Source organism: Sphingomonas sp. Leaf9, assembly GCF_001421355.1.
Classification (GTDB): Bacteria; Pseudomonadota; Alphaproteobacteria; order Sphingomonadales; family Sphingomonadaceae; genus Sphingomonas.
Genome location: NZ_LMKC01000002.1, coordinates 496,240 through 514,809 on the forward strand (window position 1 = coordinate 496,240; position 18,570 = coordinate 514,809).

The window sequence follows — 18,570 nt, forward strand, 5'->3', positions numbered from 1 at the left end:
GTAATCGGCGCAGGCAGAGCCACGCGCCGATCTTCTTGTTTTCCGCCCTTCAATGAGCGTATTTTCTCTGTCAGGTTCTGGTCTGGGCTCAGGGAGCGAGCAGTTCGCGCTTGAGGGTTTCAGTCGCGATGACGTCGTGAAGCACGCGGTCGCCAAAGTGTCCCCAGTCGGCAGCGTAAGACCGATGGGTGCAGTGCTCGGCGACGAAGCCGGTCAGCCGCCGCGTCGCCTCCAGCACGGAAGTGGTGCCGCCGGTCAGATGGCGCCAGCGCATCAATAGCGCCGCTGTGGCCAGCACGTCGCCCTCGCAGACCGAGCGGACCGCCGACCATTTGCCGTCCTGCATCAGTTGGGAAACAAGGTCCGGCCGGCAGGTCAGCTTCGCTGGAATGCCCAGCCGGGCGGCTACCTCGGCGAGGTGGGCTGGTGCGGCCCCGCCGCACATCTCGGTGCAAAGATCGACGTGCCCGGAAACATCACGCCGCCATGGCGACAGCAGGCCGGCTAGGCTTGCCGGCAACCGCAGCCCGGCATCTATCGCCCCGATTAGGATCTGCGGCAGGTCGGAGTGGAACCCGCCCCATGTCACTAGCTGGGCACGGCCGAGCTGTTCCATATCGGCGAAGAAGGCTTTCAGGACAGCGGCTTCATCCTGTTCCGGCAGACCGCGCGTTTCCAGCCGAACCGGGCGCAGGCCGTCCGCAGCCTCGGTCATTACCAGCCAGCTCAGTGTCGTGATCCGGTGGCAGGGCCAGCGCGGCGTCACGCGCGGATCGGTACGCATTTCGCGTGGAGAAAGATGCGCGGCATCGGCGGGCAGGAAGCGTTCGGCCGCCTGGTAACGCGCGTGCGCTTCATGGTCATAGGCGAGTTCGGCATCGAGAACGACGACGAAGCGGGGCGTGTTGCTCTTCCAGAGCGAGGTCAGGTCGTGGTGCATGGTTGTTCTCCGGCGGGCTGTCGCGCCCGCGTGTCGAGGAAAGGAAAGGTCAGCGGGTACCGGGCTAATTGGCGCGCCAGCGGTCGAGGGCGCGAAGCGCGGCTTGTGCAGGGTGACTGGCGTCATCGAAATCGCCGAACAATCTTGCCCAGCACTGCCACCCGGCCACCGCCTCGTTGATCAGTTCCACGGCGGTGGTTGCCGGATCCGGCAGCAGGACGGTCGGCATGGCCGCGTCGCATTTGGTGACGGATGTGCCCGGGCCGCAGATGCACGGCATATGAGGCGCACGCGCCTGACGGACATGCCACGTGTGCCCGCGCGGCATGTTGCGCCACCGCCCGGCCGTGTCGCCAGCGGCGGAAAGGATCCGCGGATGCTGCGTCAGATCCGCGAGCGCCTGTAGTCGGCGAGGAACGCTGCCCCAATTGTCCCAACTGATAATAACGCCGTCCGCGGGAATGCGCTGCTCAAGCCAGTTGATCAGGTCGTTGACGGTGTCGTCCTCGCCAAGGCAGCGAGCGTCGCCGACAAAGCGGTAGTCGTCATTATCCGGGGTAACCGTGAGCATGCCGACCCCGCATAGGATGCGAGCATCTGGCCGGTGTCCGGCAGCGGGACAGGCGCCGATGGTACGAACGGCAAGTGCGATCGACGAGGGCGCGAAACCTCGCGCCTCGATCGACAGGTCGATGAGAGACATGGTGTTTTCCTTTTGGATTGGCCGCAATGCAGCCGGGTTGGATCAATCGACGGCTTGCAGCATGTCCGCGATATGGAGCTGGACGGCAGCGTGATCGGATCCGACCAGCCACTCGGCGGAGTAGGGGCGGAGGGCCGTAGCGATGCTCTGGCCGAAGGGGATCACTTGGGTGAGGCGGCGTATGATGTGCTGGACCGCGGTGATCGTGTCGGCATTTATTCGCCGATTGGTATTGAGACGATGGCCGCCGTCGAGGCGAGCCACGCTCGCCAAGGCGATGATAGGTATAGGACGCATGTGTGCTGTGCTCCAGGCGCGCACCCTCAGCCGAAACCGCGCGAAGCGGTTGGGGTGAGGATCACGGATGGTGGGGAAGGGCCGGCAGCGCCGGTCGACGGTGAAGATCCCGATCAAGGGCAGAGCCGGCGGGTGCCAACTCTCATTTTCCTCTCTTCAGAACCTTCGCTTCGCCTTCCCTCCAGTTCAGCGCTACCGGCGCTCTTTTCGATGCTGCCGATACGGTAATCGCTCAAATTTGGCGCGCACCGGAACCTCGCATCGCCGCCTTGCTCTGCGCGATTATCCATTTCGTCAATGATTGAAGACGATGCGGGCCGTGCTAACAAGCAGATGTGGATATTGAGCAGGGCGGCAATTTCGGTTTTCTGGCAGCCCGCGATGGCCAGTTGGCGCGGCTGGGCGCACTGGCGGAGAGCTATTTCCGTTCCGATCCGCCGGCCGCATTGCTCAAACTGCGACTGTTCGGCGAGGCGCTGTCGAAACAGGTTCTAGCGCGCCATGGCCTGTCGTCTTCGTCGTCGGCGACCTTCGACGAGGTGCTGCGCGAGGGAAAGGCTCGCAATATATTCCCGCAGCAGGTTGCGGACCTGCTGTTCCAGATCAGGCGCTGGGGCAATGCCGCTGCCCATGAGGACCGCGGGTCCGCAAGCGATGCCCTGAACGCGCTGAAGTTCGCGAGCGCGATCGGTGTCTGGTACCATCGCACCTATCGGAATGCGGCGTCTTTCGATCCCGGTCCGTTCGTGCCTCCGATTGCGCCAGCAGACGCCGATGCCGCGTTGCGCGAACAACTTGCCAGATTACGCAACGCGGTTGCCGACAGCCATGACGCGGAGGCGCAGGCCCGGTTGCGCGCGCAGGATGCCGAGGCGGAACGGGAACGACTGGCGGCATCGATCGACGAGCAGCAGCGGCAGCGCGCGTTCTGGGAAAACTATGCGGCAGAGACCGAAGCTGCGCTGGCCAAGGCCCGTGAAGAACTGGCCGCGATCCGAGCCGAGGCACAGGCGGCGCCGACCCAAGACATGCAACTGCTGTCCGCGGCGGCATCGCGCGCGGCAGAGAAGGTGGAGCTGGACGAGGACGCCACCCGCGTTCTCATCGACGCGAAACTGCGCGCTGCCGGCTGGACCGTCGACAGCGAGACGCTGACCCACGCCGCCGGTGCCCGGCCTGCTTATGGCGAGGCGATGGCGATCGCCGAATGGCCGACGAAGAAGGGGCGGGTCGACTATGCGCTGTTCATCGACGGCCGTTGCATCGGTGTCGTTGAGGCGAAGAAAAAGAAGACCGACGTCCCCGCCATGTTGGGACAGGCGCGGCGTTATGCCCAGGATATCGCGCTGACGCCCGACGAATTGCCGGGCGGCGGTCCGTGGTTGGACGGCGAACACCGCTATCGCGTCCCGTTCCTGTTTGCGACCAACGGGCGCGCTTATGTGAAGCAACTGGCGACGAAATCGGGCATCTGGTTCTGGGATGCACGCACGCCGGGCGCGGTCCCGCGTGCGCTCCCGGAATGGTTCAGTCCGCGCGATCTGGAGGAGCGGCTGGCACAGGCGATCGTCCCGGCCGGTGCGCATGTCGCCGATCAGGAACTGGGGGTCGCCGGCCTGCGCCCGTATCAGCGCGACGCGATCGCCGCGGTCGAGGACGCGATCCGTGCCGGTCGGCGCGACATGCTGGTCGCGATGGCCACGGGCACGGGCAAGACGCGCCTCGCCATCGCGCTGATGTACGAGCTGCTGCGCGCCAATCGCTTCCGCCGCATCCTGTTCCTGGTCGATCGCAGCGCGCTGGGTCGCCAGACGCTTGACGCCATGAGCGTGACCGACACCAGCGGCTTCCTGAAATTTGACCAGGTGTTCGGCGTTGCCGATCTAGAGAAGAAGCTGCCAGAAGCCGTCGACCGGGTGCAGGTCGCGACCGTGCAGGCGATGATCCGCCGCCTGTTCGACGATCCCGATGCAGCGCGCCCGACGCCTGGCACCTATGACCTCATCATCGTCGACGAGGCCCATCGCGGCTACACGCTGGACGCCGAGCTGCGCGAAGAGGATCTCGGCTTCCGCAATCTCGACGATTATCTGTCCGCCTATCGCCGGGTGCTCGACTATTTCGACGCGGCGACGGTGGCGTTGACCGCGACGCCCGCGCTGCACACGACGCAGATCTTCGGCCTGCCGGTCTATCGCTATGGCTATCGGCAGGCGGTGATCGACGGATGGCTGATCGACCATCGTCCGCCGCGCCGGATCACCACCGCGCTCAGCCAGACCGGGATCCGCTTCGACGCGGGCGACGAGGTAGAGATCGTCGACCGCCAGACTGGCGAGATCGAGCTGATGACGCTGCCCGACCAAGTCGATTTCGAGGTCGCGGCGTTCAATCGCAAGGTGTTAACCCAGGCGTTCAACCGTGCAGTGGCGCAGGCGGTGGCGCAGGAATGCCCGCCCGACCAGCCGGGCAAGACGCTGATCTTCGCGGTCAGCAACGACCATGCCGACATCCTGGTCGACGAACTCGCCAAGGCGTTGACCGAGGAATATGGCGCGCTGCCCGGCGGGCTGGTCGAAAAGATCACCGGCACGGTCGATCGCCCGCTGGAGCGGATCAAGGCGTTCAAGAACGACCCGCGCCCCAAATATGTCGTCACCGTCGATCTGCTGACCACCGGCATCGACGTGCCCGCGATCACCAACCTGGTTTTCGTGCGGCGGGTGAACAGCCGTATCCTCTACGACCAGATGATCGGCCGGGCGACCCGGCGATGCGACGAGATCGGCAAGACCCATTTCCGCATCTTCGACGCGGTCGACATCTACACCGATCTTCAGGATGTGACCGACATGCGGCCGGTGGTGGTCGATCCGGCACTGAGCTTTGCCACGCTGCTGGGTGATCTGGCGCGCGCTACGCAGGAGGATCAGGCCTTCGTCCGCGACCAGATCGTGGTGAAGCTGCGCCAGCGGCTGCCTCGACTCGCTTCATCTGCGCGGGAGCGGATCGAGCAGTTGCTGGGGTCGCCAGACGCCTTGCCCAATCGCCTGCGCGACGCGACGCCCGCCGAGGCGCTGGCGCTGTTCGAGCGGCATCCCTTGCTGATCGACATTCTGGACCAGGGGCCACGCGAGCGAACCGATCCCGGCGTCTTCATCTCCGGCCATGACGACGAACCGGTCAGCGTCGAGGATGTCTTCCCCGACCATGCCAGCCCGGCCGATTATATCGAGAGTTTCGAGGCCTATGTCCGGTCCCAAATGAACGTCGTGCCCGCGTTGATCGCCGCGACGCAGCGGCCGCGCGACCTGACCCGCGCCGAACTGAAGGAAATCGCTGTCCTGCTCGATGCGCACGGCTTTTCCGAAAGCCATCTGCGCGCCGCCTATGGCCGCGTCCGCAATGCCGACATCGCCGCGCACATCATCGGGTTCGTGCGGCAGGCGGCGCTGGGCGATCCGCTGGTCCCCTATGCCACCCGCGTCGAGAGCGGGGTCGAGCGTATCCTGGCGAGCCGCGACTGGACGCCGACCCAGCGCCGCTGGCTGCAACGCATCGGCCGCGCACTGAAGGAGCAGCCGGTCGGCGATCCCGCGATCCTGTCCGATCCGCTGTTCGCCCAGAATGGCGGGTTCGACGCGATCGACCGCGAGTTCGACCACCACCTGCGCGATGTGCTGATGGACCTGAACGTCGCCATCTGGGATAGCCGCGATACCGACCAGGCGGCCTGATCCGCCCCAATTGACGACAAAGGACGACGCCCCGTGAACCCCTCCGCCGAACTGGTGAACAAGCTGTGGCGGCTCTGCGCCATGCTCCGCAAGGACGGCATCACCTATCAGCAGTACGTCACCGAGCTGACCTATCTGCTGTTCCTGAAGATGGCGTCGGAGCAAAAGGACGAGAGCCGCATTCCCGAGGCCTATCGCTGGTCTCGGCTGAAGGCGGCGAACGAGGCGGAGCTGCTGACCGTCTATAAGCGCGCGCTGATCGACCTGGGCGATCCCGCCAAGGTCCCCGACCGTTCGGTCGTCGCCATCTTCCAGAACGCCTCGACCATCGTGCGCGAGCCGGCCAATCTGCGCCGCCTGATCGACGCGATCGACGGGCTGCACTGGTTTTCCGCCGAGCGTGACGCGTTCGGCGACGCCTATGAAGGCCTGCTGCAGAAAATGGCGGAGGAGACCAAGCGCGGGGCAGGGCAGTATTTCACCCCGCGCGTCTTGATCGACGTGATGGTCGCGCTGATGCAGCCGCAGCCGGGCGAGGTGATTCAGGACCCGGCGGCGGGCACGGGCGGCTTCCTGATCGCCGCCGACCGCCATATGCGCGAAGGCACCGACGACTATTTCGAGCTGTCGCCCAAGCAACAGGCGTTCCAGCTGCGCGAAGCGTTTCGCGGCATCGAGAACGTCCCCGACACCTTCCGCCTGCTGCTGATGAACCTGCACCTCCACAAGATCGACCCGACCGATCTGGTGCTGGGCGACACGCTGTCGCCGCGCGGCAGCGAGGCGGCGTTCAAACGCGCCGACCTGATTCTGAGCAACCCGCCTTTCGGCCCGGCGGGCGGGCCGCCGACGCGTGACGACCTGACCATCACCGACCGCGTCTCCTCCTACCAGTTGCCGTTCGTCGAGCACATTATCCGCGCGCTCGCTCCCGGCGGCCGCGCGGCGGTGGTGGTGCCTGATAACGTCCTGTTCGACGATGGGCGCGGCAAGGCGCTCCGGCGGATGCTGATGCACCGCTGCGACCTGCACACCATCCTGCGGCTGCCGACCGGCATCTTCTATGCGCAGGGGGTCAAGACCAACGTCCTGTTCTTCACCCGATCGACCGAAGCCGATCCGGCCGAGGACGCGACCCAGGCGGTGTGGATCTACGACATGCGCGCGGGCGCGCCCGCCTATGGCAAGACCAACCCGCTAAAGCGCGCCGACTTCGCAGGCTTCGTGGCGGCGTTCGGCGACGATCCGCATGGCCGCGCGGCGCGCACCGACGAAGGCGAAACCGGCCGCTTCCGCCGCTTCGACCGCGCCGCGCTGGAGGCGCGGGGCGACAATCTCGACATCAGCTGGCTCAAGGACACCAGCGCCGACGCCGAAGACGGCCTCGACACGCCCGAGGACATCGCCGCGGCGATCGAGGGTCATCTGCTGGCCGCGCTGGAGGAAATCGGCGCGCTGGTGGCAGAATTGGGGAGCGAGACTGAAGAGCCGGTAATCGTGGAGGCGGCGGAATGACGTTGCCGACGGGGTGGATTGAGACGACCGTTGGCGACGTCTCCGCGACGAAGCTCGGCAAGATGCTCGACGCGAACAAGAATAAGGGTGAGCCCGTCGCCTATCTTCGCAACGTCAATGTGCGGTGGGGTGCCTTCGATCTCTCGGATTTACTCGAGATGCGAGTCACGGCTGAGGAGCGTGACGAATTGGCGGTTCGCGATGGCGACCTGTTCGTGTGTGAGGGGGGCGAGCCGGGACGGTGTGCTGTTTGGCGTGGGGGCGAGCGGGATCTGGTTTTCCAAAAGGCGATTCATCGCGTCCGGCCGCTTGACGCAGTGAACGCCGAATACATCGCCGCGCTTTTCACCCATCTTGCTGCAAGAGATGGACTTTCCCACCTCTTCACGGGGACTACGATCAAGCATCTGCCGCAGGTGGCCCTGCAACGAGTACCTTTTCCGCTGCCCCCCGCAGCCGAACAACGGCGTATCGTCGCGAAAGTCGACGGTCTGGCTGTCCGTCTTGCAAGGGCACGGGATGATCTTGATCGCATCCCGATGCTAGCTCAAAGCCTGCGGCAAAATGCGTTGAGCCTTGCCCAGTTCGGTTCATTATCTGGGTCTTGGAGGGAAGCACAGCTTGCTACGTCAAGCGCTGCCGACGCTCTTGATGCGGTGAGGGATCTTAGGACAAAGAGACCTAAACCTGTCCGGCGGGTCGTTAGCATTTCCCTCAATTTTGCGTTGCCAAAGACATGGGCGCAAGTCTCTCCGGACGAAATAGCTGCCGACGCGCCCCATTCGATCGGCATTGGTCCGTTCGGGAGCGACTTGGTCAAGGCAGACTACCGCGAGTCGGGAACGCGTCTCGTCTTTGTGCGAGATGTAAGGGCGCAACAGTTCGGCGAGTTAGGCGCGAAATATGTTAACGGCGAAAAGGCTGAGAAATTAAAGGCGCATATGGTCGAGAGCGGCGACTTGCTTGTGACCAAAATGGGCGATCCGCCGGGCGATGTGGCGCTTTTCACCGGCGACGCGCGTGCGATCATTACGGCGGACTGCATCAAGCTCCGCGCGCACAGCCAACTCGCAGAACCGGATTATCTCCTATTCTGCCTTCGTTTTCCGTGTGTGCAGGAGCAGATTAGAGCCGCAACTAAAGGTGTGGCCCAACAGAAAATCAGCTTGGATTCCTTCCGCCGAATGGTGCTGCCAATCCCACCCTTGGCTGAACAACGGCAGATTGCGACGGTGCTTCGCGCCACCTTCGCCCGCGCCGACCGCCTCGAAGCCGAAGCCGCCCGCGCCCGCGCGCTGCTCGACCGGCTTGAAGCTGCGATCCTCGCCAAGGCGTTTCGCGGCGAGCTGGTGCCGCAGGACCCGAAGGACGAGCCGGCTAGCGTACTGCTCGACCGCATCCGCGCCGAACGTGCCGCCGCGCCCAAGGCGAAGCGCGGGCGTGCGCGCAAGGCTGTGGGCTGAGCGGGGAGGAGAACATGGCCATTCCCGATTATCAGACGCTGATGCTGCCGGTGCTGCGCCTCGCCGCCACCAGCGTCACGCGCGTGCCCGATGCGGCGGTGGCGATCGCCGATCAGCTCGGGCTGAGCGAGGCGGAGCGCGAGGAGATGCTGCCCAGCGGGCGGCAGCGCGTGCTGCACAACCGCATCCACTGGGCGAAATTCTACATGGCCAAGGCGGGATTGATCGACAGTCCCGAACGCGGCCGCTTCGTCGCCAGCGCAGAAGGAAAGGCGCTGCTCTCGACCCAGCCGGCGACGATCACGGTCGAGACGCTGAAGACCTATCCCGCCTTCGCGCAATTCTATGCCGGGGACCCGCAGGCCTCGCCCGCCGAGGCACAGGTTGCCGAAGCCGCCGCCACCGCGACCGCCACGCCCGAGGAGCAGATCGACGCCGCGCAGGGCGTCCTCCACGCGGCACTGAAGGCCGAACTGCTACAGCGTGTGCTGGCGCAGAGCCCGGCCTTTTTCGAACGCACGATCGTCGATCTGCTGGTGGCGATGGGCTATGGGGGCAGCCATGAGGGTGCCGCGCTCAGCCTCGGCCGCAGTGGCGACGGCGGCGTGGATGGTGTCATCGACGAGGATCGTTTGGGCCTCGACCGCATCTATATCCAGGCGAAGCGCTATGCCCCGCATGTCGGCGTCGGGCGGCCCGACGTGCAGGGCTTCGTCGGCAGCCTGGTCGGCTTCGGTGCGACCAAGGGCGTGTTCGTCACCACCTCCAGCTTCAGCGCCCCCGCGATCGAGTTCGTCCGCCATTTGCCGCAGCGCGTGGTCCTGATCGACGGCGCGCGCCTCGCCGAACTAATGATCGAACACGGCGTCGGCGTTCGCGTGAGCCGCACCATCGTGGTGAAGCGGCTGGACGAAGACTTCTTCGCGGACGAGTGATGGATCAAATATGCGACACATCAGTAGATATGACGCATATTTGATGCTAAATATTGGGAATGGTAGCCCAGTCGCGATATGCCGAAAATGCGCTCAAGTTAATGGCCGATACGCTACGCGCGGCGCGAACAGAGCAGCGCCTATCGCAAGCGGACCTCGCCGGTCGGGCGGGAATATCAAGATCCCTGCTCGTGCGGGTCGAACGCGGGGAACCGGGTTGTGCGATCGGTACCGTGTTCGAACTGGCGGCGATTCTGAAGGTGCCGCTGTTCGGCCTCGACGAAAGGGAAGTGGCGCGCGAGGCTAACCGCGTGGCCGATCGGCTCGCACTGTTGCCCGCCGCTGTTCACAGCCGCCGGGTCGTCGTGGACGACGACTTCTGATGGCGGGCCAGGCGTTCGTCTGGGTCTGGCTGCCTGGGCACATCGAGCCGGTCGTGGCGGGCCGTATCTTTCGCGACGGGCAGCGGCTGTCGTTCAACTATGGCCGCAGCTATCTTGCGCGCGAGGACGCGGTCCCGCTGTACCTGCCGGAACTGCCCCTCGTCCCGGGCGCAATCGCGCCGTTGCCCGGTCTTTCGATACCTAGCAGCCTGCGCGATGCCGCGCCCGATGCCTGGGGACGCCGGGTCATCCTCAACCGTTTATTGGGGCGGCAGGCGCGGGATGGCGATGTCGATCGCATCGACGAGCTGAGCTATCTGCTCGAGTCCGGGTCCGACCGGATCGGCGCGCTCGATTTTCAGGCCTCGGCGACGGACTATGCTCCGCGCGCTGCGATCGGCGCGACGCTGGAGGAGCTGGTCCAGTCGGCCGAGCGGGTCGAAGCCGGCATCCCGCTGACGCCTGAACTCGACCGCGCACTGCATCATGGCAGTTCGCTGGGCGGCGCACGACCCAAGGCGTTGCTGACGGACGGAACGACGAAATATGTCGCCAAATTCCCCGCTGCTGGCGACGTCCATAATGTCGTGAAGGCGGAATATATTGCGATGCGGCTCGCTGCTGAGGCAGGACTGAACGTCGCGCCAGTACGGCTGGTGCAGGCGCAGGGCAAGGACGTGCTGCTGGTCGAGCGCTTCGATCGCGTGGCCGTCGGCGAGGAATTGTCGCGCCGAGCGATGGTGTCGGCGCTGACGCTGCTCGAACTCGACGAGATGATGGCGCGCTACGCCAGTTATGAGGTGCTGGCCGAGATCATCCGCCACCGCTTCGCCAGACCGCGCGAGACGTTGCGGGAGCTGTTCGGCCGCCTGATCTTCAACGTGTTGTGCGGCAACACCGACGACCACGCGCGCAACCATGCGGCGTTCTGGGGCGGCGGTTCGCTGTCGTTGACGCCAGCCTATGACATCTGTCCGCAAGCCCGCGCGGGCGGCGAGGCGGGCCAGGCGATGCTGATCCATGGCGCGCGCCGCGACAGTCAGTTGGGGCTCTGCCTCGACGCGGCTGGCGCTTTCTTGCTGACCCGCGAGGCGGCCGACGCCATCATCGACCACCAGATCGCCATTATCGGTGAGCGCTATGACGCCGTCTGCGATGAGGCTGGCCTTTCCGTTGTCGGACGCGACCTAATGCGCGGGCGGCAGTTCCTCAATCCCTATGTCTTGCAGGACTATCGCAAAGCGTAGGGGCGACCACGCCCCGCTCGAGGCGGCGGAGCCGCGACCCCCGCGTTAGCGCTGGCAACGCGTGAGCGGTGCCATCTCGGCGCGCAGTGCCGATCCAAGGGGCGCCGAAGGCGACGCCGCATACAACCTTACGCGCTGCAGGGCGCGTAAGATTGTAGGTATTGCGCCTAAAAAACCGATAACCCTAATTTCGGCGTTTTTTTAGAGAAAGCAGCCTTTTCCTAGCAAAGTTCACAGGTCGCGGTCAAAATTTACCCGAAAACCCGAATAACTCTCTATAAAGTAACTATATTCCAGCAACAGAACACTAAATAACAAAAATATCAAAATTTTTAGGCTTAAATTAATGAGACTATGCGTCCTTTCGAGCTGATTTACCGCTACGGGAGAGGCAAAATTAGGGTTATCGGGGAAAATGCCTGAAATAATATTGTGCAAAAGCGCAATCTTAGGACATAATGCTGCGTTCGCCATATCTATTCGGGTTTTCGGTTTTTTTAGTACGGAGGACTTGCTACCCGGCATCGGCGATGCTGACCTCCGGCACAAATGGCGTTCGGGTAATTTGTGCTTCGGTGGGCTACGGAATCAGATGCGGCGCCGGTGGTTTCCGGCTTTACGGCTATCATTTTTATCATGCCCAGGTTCGTCATGCCCCGGCCGCAGGTCCGGTTGCGGCAGACAAATCAACCCTAGTTCTAGCTCGCATATCTACTATGCTGGATATGTGGAAACCGATTCGGCTATCGCTGCGCTTGGCGCGCTAGCACAGGGAACGCGTCTCGATGTGTTTCGCCTGCTGGTCCGCCACGAACCCGCCGGGATGGCGGCTGGCGAGGTCGCCCGTCAGCTCGACGTGCCGCAAAACACCATGTCGGCACATCTCGGCATTCTCGCCCGCGCGGGTCTGGTCCGCTCCGAACGCCATAGCCGGTCAATCATCTATCGCGCCGATCTGGACGGCCTGCGCGCGCTGACGCTGTTCCTCGTCAAAGACTGCTGCGCGGGTAACGCGGAACTGTGTGCGCCGCTGATCGCCGAACTCGCCCCCTGCCGCTGAAAGGACCTCCCGTGGCCGTCGATATCGTCATCTACCACAATCCCGAGTGCGGCACGTCTCGCAACACCCTTGCCATGATCCGCAATGCCAGCATCGAGCCGCATGTGGTCGAGTATCTGAAGACGCCGCCCGCGCGCGCACTGCTGGTCGAGCTGATCGACCGCGCCGGCATCACGTCGCGCGATCTGTTGCGGGAGAAAGGCACGCCCTATGCGGAACTGGGCCTGGACGACACGGCGCTGTCAGACGACGCGCTGGTCGATGCGATGATGGCGCATCCGATCCTCATCAACCGGCCGCTGGTCGTCTCGCCGCTCGGCGTGAAGCTGTGCCGCCCGTCCGAAGCCGTCCTCGATCTGCTGCCGAGCGGCCAGCGCGCCGCGTTCGCCAAGGAAGACGGCGAACAGGTGGTCGATGCATCGGGCCAGCGCGTCGCCTGATGCTCCTTGCCGTCCTGATCTTCGTCGCGACGATCACACTCGTCATTTGGCAACCCAAGGGCCTCGGCATCGGGTGGAGCGCGATGGGCGGGGCCGTCGTGGCGCTCCTTGCAGGCGTCGTCACCGTGTCCGACGTGCCGGTGGTTTGGGGCATCGTCTGGAATGCGACAGCCGCGTTCGTCGCGATCATCGTCATCAGCCTGTTGCTGGATGAGGCCGGGTTCTTCGAATGGGCGGCATTGCATGTCGCGCGCTGGGGCGGGGGGCATGGTCGCCGGCTGTTCGTCCTGATCGTGCTGCTCGGCGCGGCGGTGTCCGCGCTTTTCGCCAATGACGGCGCGGCACTGATCCTGACGCCGATCGTCATCGCCATGCTGCGGGCGCTGGGGTTCAAGGACAAGGCGACGCTGGCGTTCGTCATGGCGGCGGGGTTCATCGCCGACACCGCCAGCCTGCCGCTCGTCGTCTCGAACCTCGTCAACATCGTGTCGGCCGACTTCTTCAAGCTCGGCTTTGCTGAATATGCCGCCGTAATGGTGCCGGTCGATCTGGTGTCGATCGCCGCGACAATGAGCGCACTGCTGCTGTTCTTCCGGCGCGACATTCCATCCGACTATGACGTGGCCGCGTTGCGCACACCGACGGACGCGATCCGCGACGGCGCAACCTTCCGCGCCGGATGGATTGTCTTGGCGCTGCTGCTCGCGGGCTTCTTCCTACTCGAACCGCTCGGTGTGCCAGTTAGCGCCGTCGCTGCTGCCAGTGCGATCCTGCTGCTGGTGATTGCGGGGCGGGGCCATGTGATCGAGACACGTAAGGTGGTGCGCGGCGCGCCGTGGCAGGTCGTGATCTTTTCGCTGGGCATGTACCTAGTCGTCTATGGCCTGCGAAACGCTGGCCTGACGGATCATCTGGCGACGCTGCTCGACCAGACCGCGCAAGGCGGCGTGTGGGGCGCGGCGCTGGGAACGGGCGTGATCGCAGCCGTTCTGTCGTCGGTGATGAACAATATGCCGACCGTGCTGGTGGGCGCGCTGTCGATCGACGCTACGCACGCAACCGGCGCTGTCAGGGAAGCGATGATCTATGCCAACGTGATCGGCTGCGATCTCGGCCCCAAACTGACGCCGATCGGCTCGCTCGCGACGCTGCTGTGGCTGCACGTGCTGGGGCAGAAGGGCGTCAGGATCGGATGGGGCTATTATTTCCGGGTCGGGGTCACGCTGACCGTGCCTGTCCTGCTCATCACGCTGGCGGCGCTCGCGCTGCGAATTGGAATTGCCTGATGCCGCTGCGCGACCTTACCGACCCTGACCATCTGCCGGCACTCGATCGGCGTTACGTGCTCGATCGGCCCGCCCTTGGGCTGGGTGCTGGCGATCCGCCGCCCCGTATCCTGCTTCTCTATGGATCGCTTCGTGAGCGATCCTATTCGCGCCTGTGCATTGAGGAAGCGGCGCGGCTGCTCCGCTTCTTCGGCTGTGAGACGCGCATTTTCGATCCCGCTACGCTGCCGCTCCCTGACCAGCACGCCGGCGACGATCATCCGGCCGTCCACGAACTGCGCGAGCTGTCGATGTGGTCGGAGGGGCAGGTGTGGTGCAGCCCCGAGCGCCACGGCCAGATTACCGGCATCATGAAGCTGCAAATCGACCATTTGCCGCTCAACATGGGCGGGATGCGTCCGACGCAGGGCCGCACGCTGGCGGTCATGCAGGTGTCGGCCGGATCGCAGTCGTTCAACAGCGTCAATACGCTGCGCGTTCTCGGCCGCTGGATGCGAATGGTGACGATCCCCAACCAGTCGTCGGTCGCCAAGGCGTTCGCCGAGTTCGATGATGCAGGGCGCATGAAGCCGTCGAGCTATTACGACCGGATCGTCGACGTGATGGAGGAACTGGTGCGTTTCACCGTCCTGCTGCGCCCGCATACCGCCCAGCTGGTTGATCGTTATTCGGAGCGAAAGGAAGCCGGCGCGGTGATCGACACCGCCACTGACCTGTCGAGTATCGCCACGAAACCTTGATGCGGGCGGCTGCTACCGGAACGGAACGAACCTTCCCTGCGCTGGACGGAGCGGCGGCTGCGTCGAAGGCGGCTTGAGCAGGTTTTCGCTTTATCGTCAGTTCGTTACAAGGCCGAAAAAGGGAAGCCCTGTTGACGATCCGATTGTTGTTTCGCTGCGCCAGTGCAGTTTCTGTCCTGGCGGTCCTGCCCGCCTGCGTTCCTGCCGGTCGACCTGCCGCCCCGCCGCCTCCTGTCCCGGTCGCCAATCGTACTCCCGCATCTGTCATTCCCGAAGCACCGTTGGTCGTCGCCCGGCCGCAGCCATCGGCGGACCTGCTGAACGCCGTGCAAGCACTGGGCGCAGGTTTCGAGGGCCAGGTGGGCATCAGCGTGCGCGATATCGACGAAAACTGGGTCGTCGACTGGCAGGGCGACACCCCGCGTCCACAGCAGAGCGTTAGCAAGCTATGGGTCGCCATCGGAGTCATGGATGCGGTCGATCAGGGGCGATTGTCGCTTGCCGATCCGGTGATCGTCACTCGCGCCGACCTGACCCTGTTCCACCAGCCGATCCGGACGCTGGTCGGAAAGACGGGCTACAAGACGACGGTCGGCAATCTGCTGCGCGGCGCCATGTCGCGCAGCGACAACACCGCCAACGACGTGCTCCTGTGGCGGATCGGCGGTCCTGCGGCCGTCAACCGGATGTTGAAGGACAAGGGTGTTGCCGGCGTCTGCTTCGGTCCCGGTGAGCGGCAGTTGCAGGCGCGTACCGCCGGACTGGCATGGCGTCCCGAATGGGCCGGTGGCTGGGGGTTCCTGCAAGCGCGCGCCGCGATGTCCTATGCAGCGCGCGACAAGGCGCTGCGCCGCTATCTCGACGCGCCGCTGGACGGCGCATCGGCCAATGGCGTGACGCTCGGACTATCGTTGCTGGCGCAGGGCCGGCTGCTGAGCGATCGGTCGACCGCATCGCTGCTGACGCTGATGCGAGCCAGCAAGACCGGTCCGCTACGCCTGAAGTCCGGCCTGCGTCCCGGCTGGACGCTCGCCCACAAGACGGGGACCGGGCAGGATCTCGGCAAATTGTCGACTGGCTATAACGACGTCGGTCTGCTCGTGGCGCCGGACGGGCATCGCTATGCGCTTGCCGTGATGATCGCGAGCACGCGCCAGCCCATTCCGGCGCGGATGCGGCTGATGGGCGATGTCACGCGGGCGGTGATCGCCGCGGCCAACCGGTAACCCGCGACGCCCTATCGATCGGGCAGGCTGGCCCGGTCAGCGCTCCAGGTGGCCAGCGTCTTGCCGGTTCGCGGGTTGTCGATCGCTACATCGTCCAGCGTCACCGCGATGATGCAGATCGGGCGCTGTTCGGGACCGGCGGGTTGTCGACAGGCCACGGGCGATCGATCCGCCGTTCCGCCGATCCTGCCGCGCAGGCGAAGCTGCAGGCCCTGATCGGCGGGCACCTCGTCCGGGGCCGCGCGCACCACGGTCTCGTAGGGCTTTCCGTCGCGCAGCCCTTGCACGGCACCATCGGCAAATTGGGCGACCGCCAATGTCTGCCCTGGCAGGGTGACCGCATCGGCGCCGGTGGGTGCGGCGCTGTCCTGCGCCGCCGGGCAGGTTTCGTTCGCCGTCCACGGGCGGGGAATCCAGAACCCTTCCGCGATCATGCCGGTCGCCGATCCATCCTCCGACGCGCCCAGATCCGCCCCGCTCCAGATGACCGGCGCGACATGGACCCGCAGCGCCCTGGCCTCAGCATCGTAGCGCCAGCGCATCGGGCTGTCGCTGTCCGCATCGGAAGGTCCGCGACATCCGAAGGGAAGCCGCAATTCGAACCGCTGCCCCGCCAGATCGGCAGCCGCCTTCGGTAGGGGACGGCCCGATGCAAGCGCATCCGCTGCCTGCGATGCCAGTGCGATCAGGTCGGCACGGGTTTTGACGATATCGCGCGGGTCGGGCAGCGAGGGCGCGGGTTGGACAACCGCAGGTGCCGTCGCGACCGGGGCAGCGGCGGGCGGCACGACCTCGCGCGGAGATGTGCCCCGCCCGATCAGGAACCCCGTTCCGCCGACCGCCAGGGCAATCGCCAGACCGCCTGCCAGCGCAAGCCGGCTGTTCCGCAAGGTTGGCTCGTTCATACGGCATCGATAGCAAAGCCCGCCAAATTGGCATACCCAAGGCCATGACATCCGACGATATAATCCCGGACGTGCTGCCCGATCGCGGTATGTCCTCTGCCCGGGTGATAGCCGCGTGACCTTCGATCAGGTGCTGACGCTGCTGGTGCTGGTGCTGGTCGTCGCGGCGCTGATCTGGGACAAGGTACGCTCGGACGTCGTGGCGCTAAGCGGTGCGGCCGTCCTGCTCATTGCCGGCGTCGTGCGGCCGATCGACGTCCAGAGCGCCTTCGCCAGTCCGGCGATCATCGCGCTCGCCTCGCTGTTCGTCATCGCTTATGCCCTCGAACTATCGGGCCTGCTCGATCGCGCGATCGAGGCTGCGGTCAGGATGTGCAAGCGGCTGGGGTCGGCCGGCATCTGGCTGATGCTGGGTGCGATCGGGGTCGCGTCCTGTTTCCTCAACAGCACGCCGATCGTCGTGCTGGGTGCGCCGGTCGTGCGCGATGTCGCGACCGCCCTGAAACTGCCGCCTAAACGTTATCTGATGCCGTTGTCCTACATTACGGTGCTGACTGGCTGCTGCACCCTGATCGGAACGTCGACCAATTTGCTGGTCGACGACATGGCGCGCAATGCCGGGCAACCGCGCTTCGGCATCTTCGAGATCACCCCTGTGGGTCTGCCGATCGCGCTGGCGGGGGCGATCTACCTGTTCCTGTTCAGCGGCAAGCTGATGCGCGGCAGCATCGCCGATGACAGCCCGGTTCCTGACCGACGCGACGTCGATGTGCCGAACGCCCAGGTCGGCGATCCGACGCTGTTCGCGGAACATCGCGTCTTTCAACCGGTCAAGGCGGCGATCGCGTTCGCCGTATTCGTCGGCGCGATCGCCGTGGCCGCCACGGGCATCGCACCGATCGCCGCATCGGCCTTTGCCGGGGCCGTGCTGCTGATCCTGCTGCGCGTCATCACCGCCGACGAAGCCTATGGCGGGCTGCGGCCCCAGATCCTGATCCTGATCGCCGGCATGGTCGTGATCGGGCTGGCGATGGAGCAAAGCGGCCTCGCCGCGACGGCGACCGGGGCGCTGGTGGGATCGATGCAGGAATTCGGACCGCTGACCGCGCTGATCGTGCTGTACGGCGTGACAATGGTGCTGACCGAGCTGCTGTCGAATGCGACCGTGGCCGTTCTGGTCACGCCGATCGCGGTCGCGCTGGCGGAGAGCCTCGGCGTCAGCCCTCGCCCGTTCCTGGTCGCGGTGATGATGGCGGGCAGCGCCGCGTTCGCGACGCCGTTCGGATACCAGACCAACGTCATCGTCTACCAGATGGGCGGGTATCGCTACATGGACTTTGTGAAGGTCGGCTTGCCCCTGAACCTGATCACCTTCGCCGTTGCGATCGTGACGATCCCGGTCTTCTTTCCGTTCTGATCGATGCTGCGGCCCGGTCGCCGATCGACCGCGCCACCCCTTGGAATCCTGCCATGCGCATTCTCGTCTATATCGTCCGCGCCCTTGCGGGATTGCTGGTCCTGGTCACCGCGCTCGGCATCGTCGAATCGAATGAATGGTGGATCAGGATTTGGGATTTCCCGCGGGTCCAGATCCTGGTGGCACTGCTGTTCACGGGAGGGACGGCACTGTGGCTGGATCGACGGGTCGGGCGCTGGGTAGTGCTGCGCGGTCGCGGCCGGGTGGCAGCTCTAT

16 protein-coding genes are annotated in these 18,570 nt (G+C 64.9%); 12 read left to right on the forward strand and 4 right to left on the reverse strand.

Going from position 1 to position 18,570, the window contains the following annotated elements:
- Window positions 1-88 precede the first annotated feature (88 nt).
- From ASE58_RS06330 to ASE58_RS06340, 3 genes are all read right to left on the reverse strand, one after another.
- The gene (locus ASE58_RS06330) at window positions 89-940 is read right to left on the reverse strand and encodes a hypothetical protein (RefSeq protein WP_055818888.1); all 852 of its coding nucleotides are present in this window, start codon (window positions 938-940) and stop codon (window positions 89-91) included.
- 64 nt (window positions 941-1,004) lie between these two features.
- A complete protein-coding gene (locus ASE58_RS06335) occupies window positions 1,005-1,643 on the reverse strand; it encodes a hypothetical protein (protein ID WP_055818891.1) in 639 nt (212 codons plus the stop codon).
- 42 nt (window positions 1,644-1,685) lie between these two features.
- Entirely contained in the window at window positions 1,686-2,057 is a 372-nt protein-coding gene (locus ASE58_RS06340; protein WP_055818894.1) for a hypothetical protein, read from the reverse strand.
- A 218-nt stretch (window positions 2,058-2,275) separates the two neighbouring features.
- On the opposite strand from ASE58_RS06340, the gene hsdR reads away from it, so the two are divergent.
- The 11 genes from hsdR to ASE58_RS06395 all read left to right on the forward strand — a co-directional run bounded on the left by hsdR (window position 2,276) and on the right by ASE58_RS06395 (window position 15,972).
- Window positions 2,276-5,677: a type I restriction-modification system endonuclease gene (gene hsdR / locus ASE58_RS06345; protein ID WP_200909302.1), complete on the forward strand. Its 3,402-nt coding sequence runs from the start codon at window positions 2,276-2,278 to the stop codon at window positions 5,675-5,677.
- 33 nt (window positions 5,678-5,710) lie between these two features.
- Entirely contained in the window at window positions 5,711-7,192 is a 1,482-nt protein-coding gene (locus ASE58_RS06350; RefSeq protein ID WP_055764246.1) for a class I SAM-dependent DNA methyltransferase, read from the forward strand.
- A complete protein-coding gene (locus tag ASE58_RS06355; RefSeq protein WP_055764249.1) occupies window positions 7,189-8,655 on the forward strand; it encodes a restriction endonuclease subunit S in 1,467 nt (488 codons plus the stop codon). Before ASE58_RS06350 ends, ASE58_RS06355 begins: the two co-directional genes overlap by 4 nt.
- A 14-nt stretch (window positions 8,656-8,669) precedes the next feature.
- On the forward strand, window positions 8,670-9,590 hold the full coding sequence (locus ASE58_RS06360) for a restriction endonuclease (RefSeq protein WP_055764252.1): 921 nt from the start codon (window positions 8,670-8,672) through the stop codon (window positions 9,588-9,590).
- Window positions 9,591-9,649: 59 nt separating this feature from the next.
- Window positions 9,650-9,973 (forward strand): helix-turn-helix transcriptional regulator, encoded by a 324-nt coding sequence (locus ASE58_RS06365; RefSeq protein WP_055818899.1) that lies wholly within the window; start codon window positions 9,650-9,652, stop codon window positions 9,971-9,973.
- Window positions 9,973-11,220 (forward strand): type II toxin-antitoxin system HipA family toxin, encoded by a 1,248-nt coding sequence (locus ASE58_RS06370; protein WP_055818902.1) that lies wholly within the window; start codon window positions 9,973-9,975, stop codon window positions 11,218-11,220. Before ASE58_RS06365 ends, ASE58_RS06370 begins: the two co-directional genes overlap by 1 nt.
- Window positions 11,221-11,947: 727 nt before the next feature.
- Window positions 11,948-12,280 (forward strand): ArsR/SmtB family transcription factor, encoded by a 333-nt coding sequence (locus ASE58_RS06375; protein ID WP_055818905.1) that lies wholly within the window; start codon window positions 11,948-11,950, stop codon window positions 12,278-12,280.
- An 11-nt stretch (window positions 12,281-12,291) separates the two neighbouring features.
- The gene (gene arsC / locus ASE58_RS06380; protein WP_082467715.1) at window positions 12,292-12,720 is read left to right on the forward strand and encodes an arsenate reductase (glutaredoxin); all 429 of its coding nucleotides are present in this window, start codon (window positions 12,292-12,294) and stop codon (window positions 12,718-12,720) included.
- The gene (locus tag ASE58_RS06385) at window positions 12,720-14,006 is read left to right on the forward strand and encodes an arsenic transporter (protein ID WP_055818908.1); all 1,287 of its coding nucleotides are present in this window, start codon (window positions 12,720-12,722) and stop codon (window positions 14,004-14,006) included. The genes arsC and ASE58_RS06385 overlap by 1 nt, the downstream gene beginning before the upstream one ends.
- Window positions 14,006-14,746, forward strand: a complete 741-nt coding sequence (arsH, locus tag ASE58_RS06390; protein ID WP_055818911.1) for an arsenical resistance protein ArsH — start codon at window positions 14,006-14,008, stop codon at window positions 14,744-14,746. Before ASE58_RS06385 ends, arsH begins: the two co-directional genes overlap by 1 nt.
- A 371-nt stretch (window positions 14,747-15,117) precedes the next feature.
- Window positions 15,118-15,972 (forward strand): serine hydrolase, encoded by an 855-nt coding sequence (locus ASE58_RS06395; protein WP_235513514.1) that lies wholly within the window; start codon window positions 15,118-15,120, stop codon window positions 15,970-15,972.
- A gap of 11 nt (window positions 15,973-15,983) precedes the next feature.
- Here the strand turns inward: ASE58_RS06395 and ASE58_RS06400 are convergent, their stop codons facing one another.
- The gene (locus ASE58_RS06400; RefSeq protein ID WP_055818912.1) at window positions 15,984-16,877 is read right to left on the reverse strand and encodes a hypothetical protein; all 894 of its coding nucleotides are present in this window, start codon (window positions 16,875-16,877) and stop codon (window positions 15,984-15,986) included.
- 115 nt (window positions 16,878-16,992) lie between these two features.
- On the opposite strand from ASE58_RS06400, the gene ASE58_RS06405 reads away from it, so the two are divergent.
- Complete coding sequence (locus ASE58_RS06405; RefSeq protein WP_055818915.1) at window positions 16,993-18,294, forward strand: SLC13 family permease; 1,302 nt, start codon at window positions 16,993-16,995, stop codon at window positions 18,292-18,294.
- Window positions 18,295-18,570: the final 276 nt, after the last annotated feature.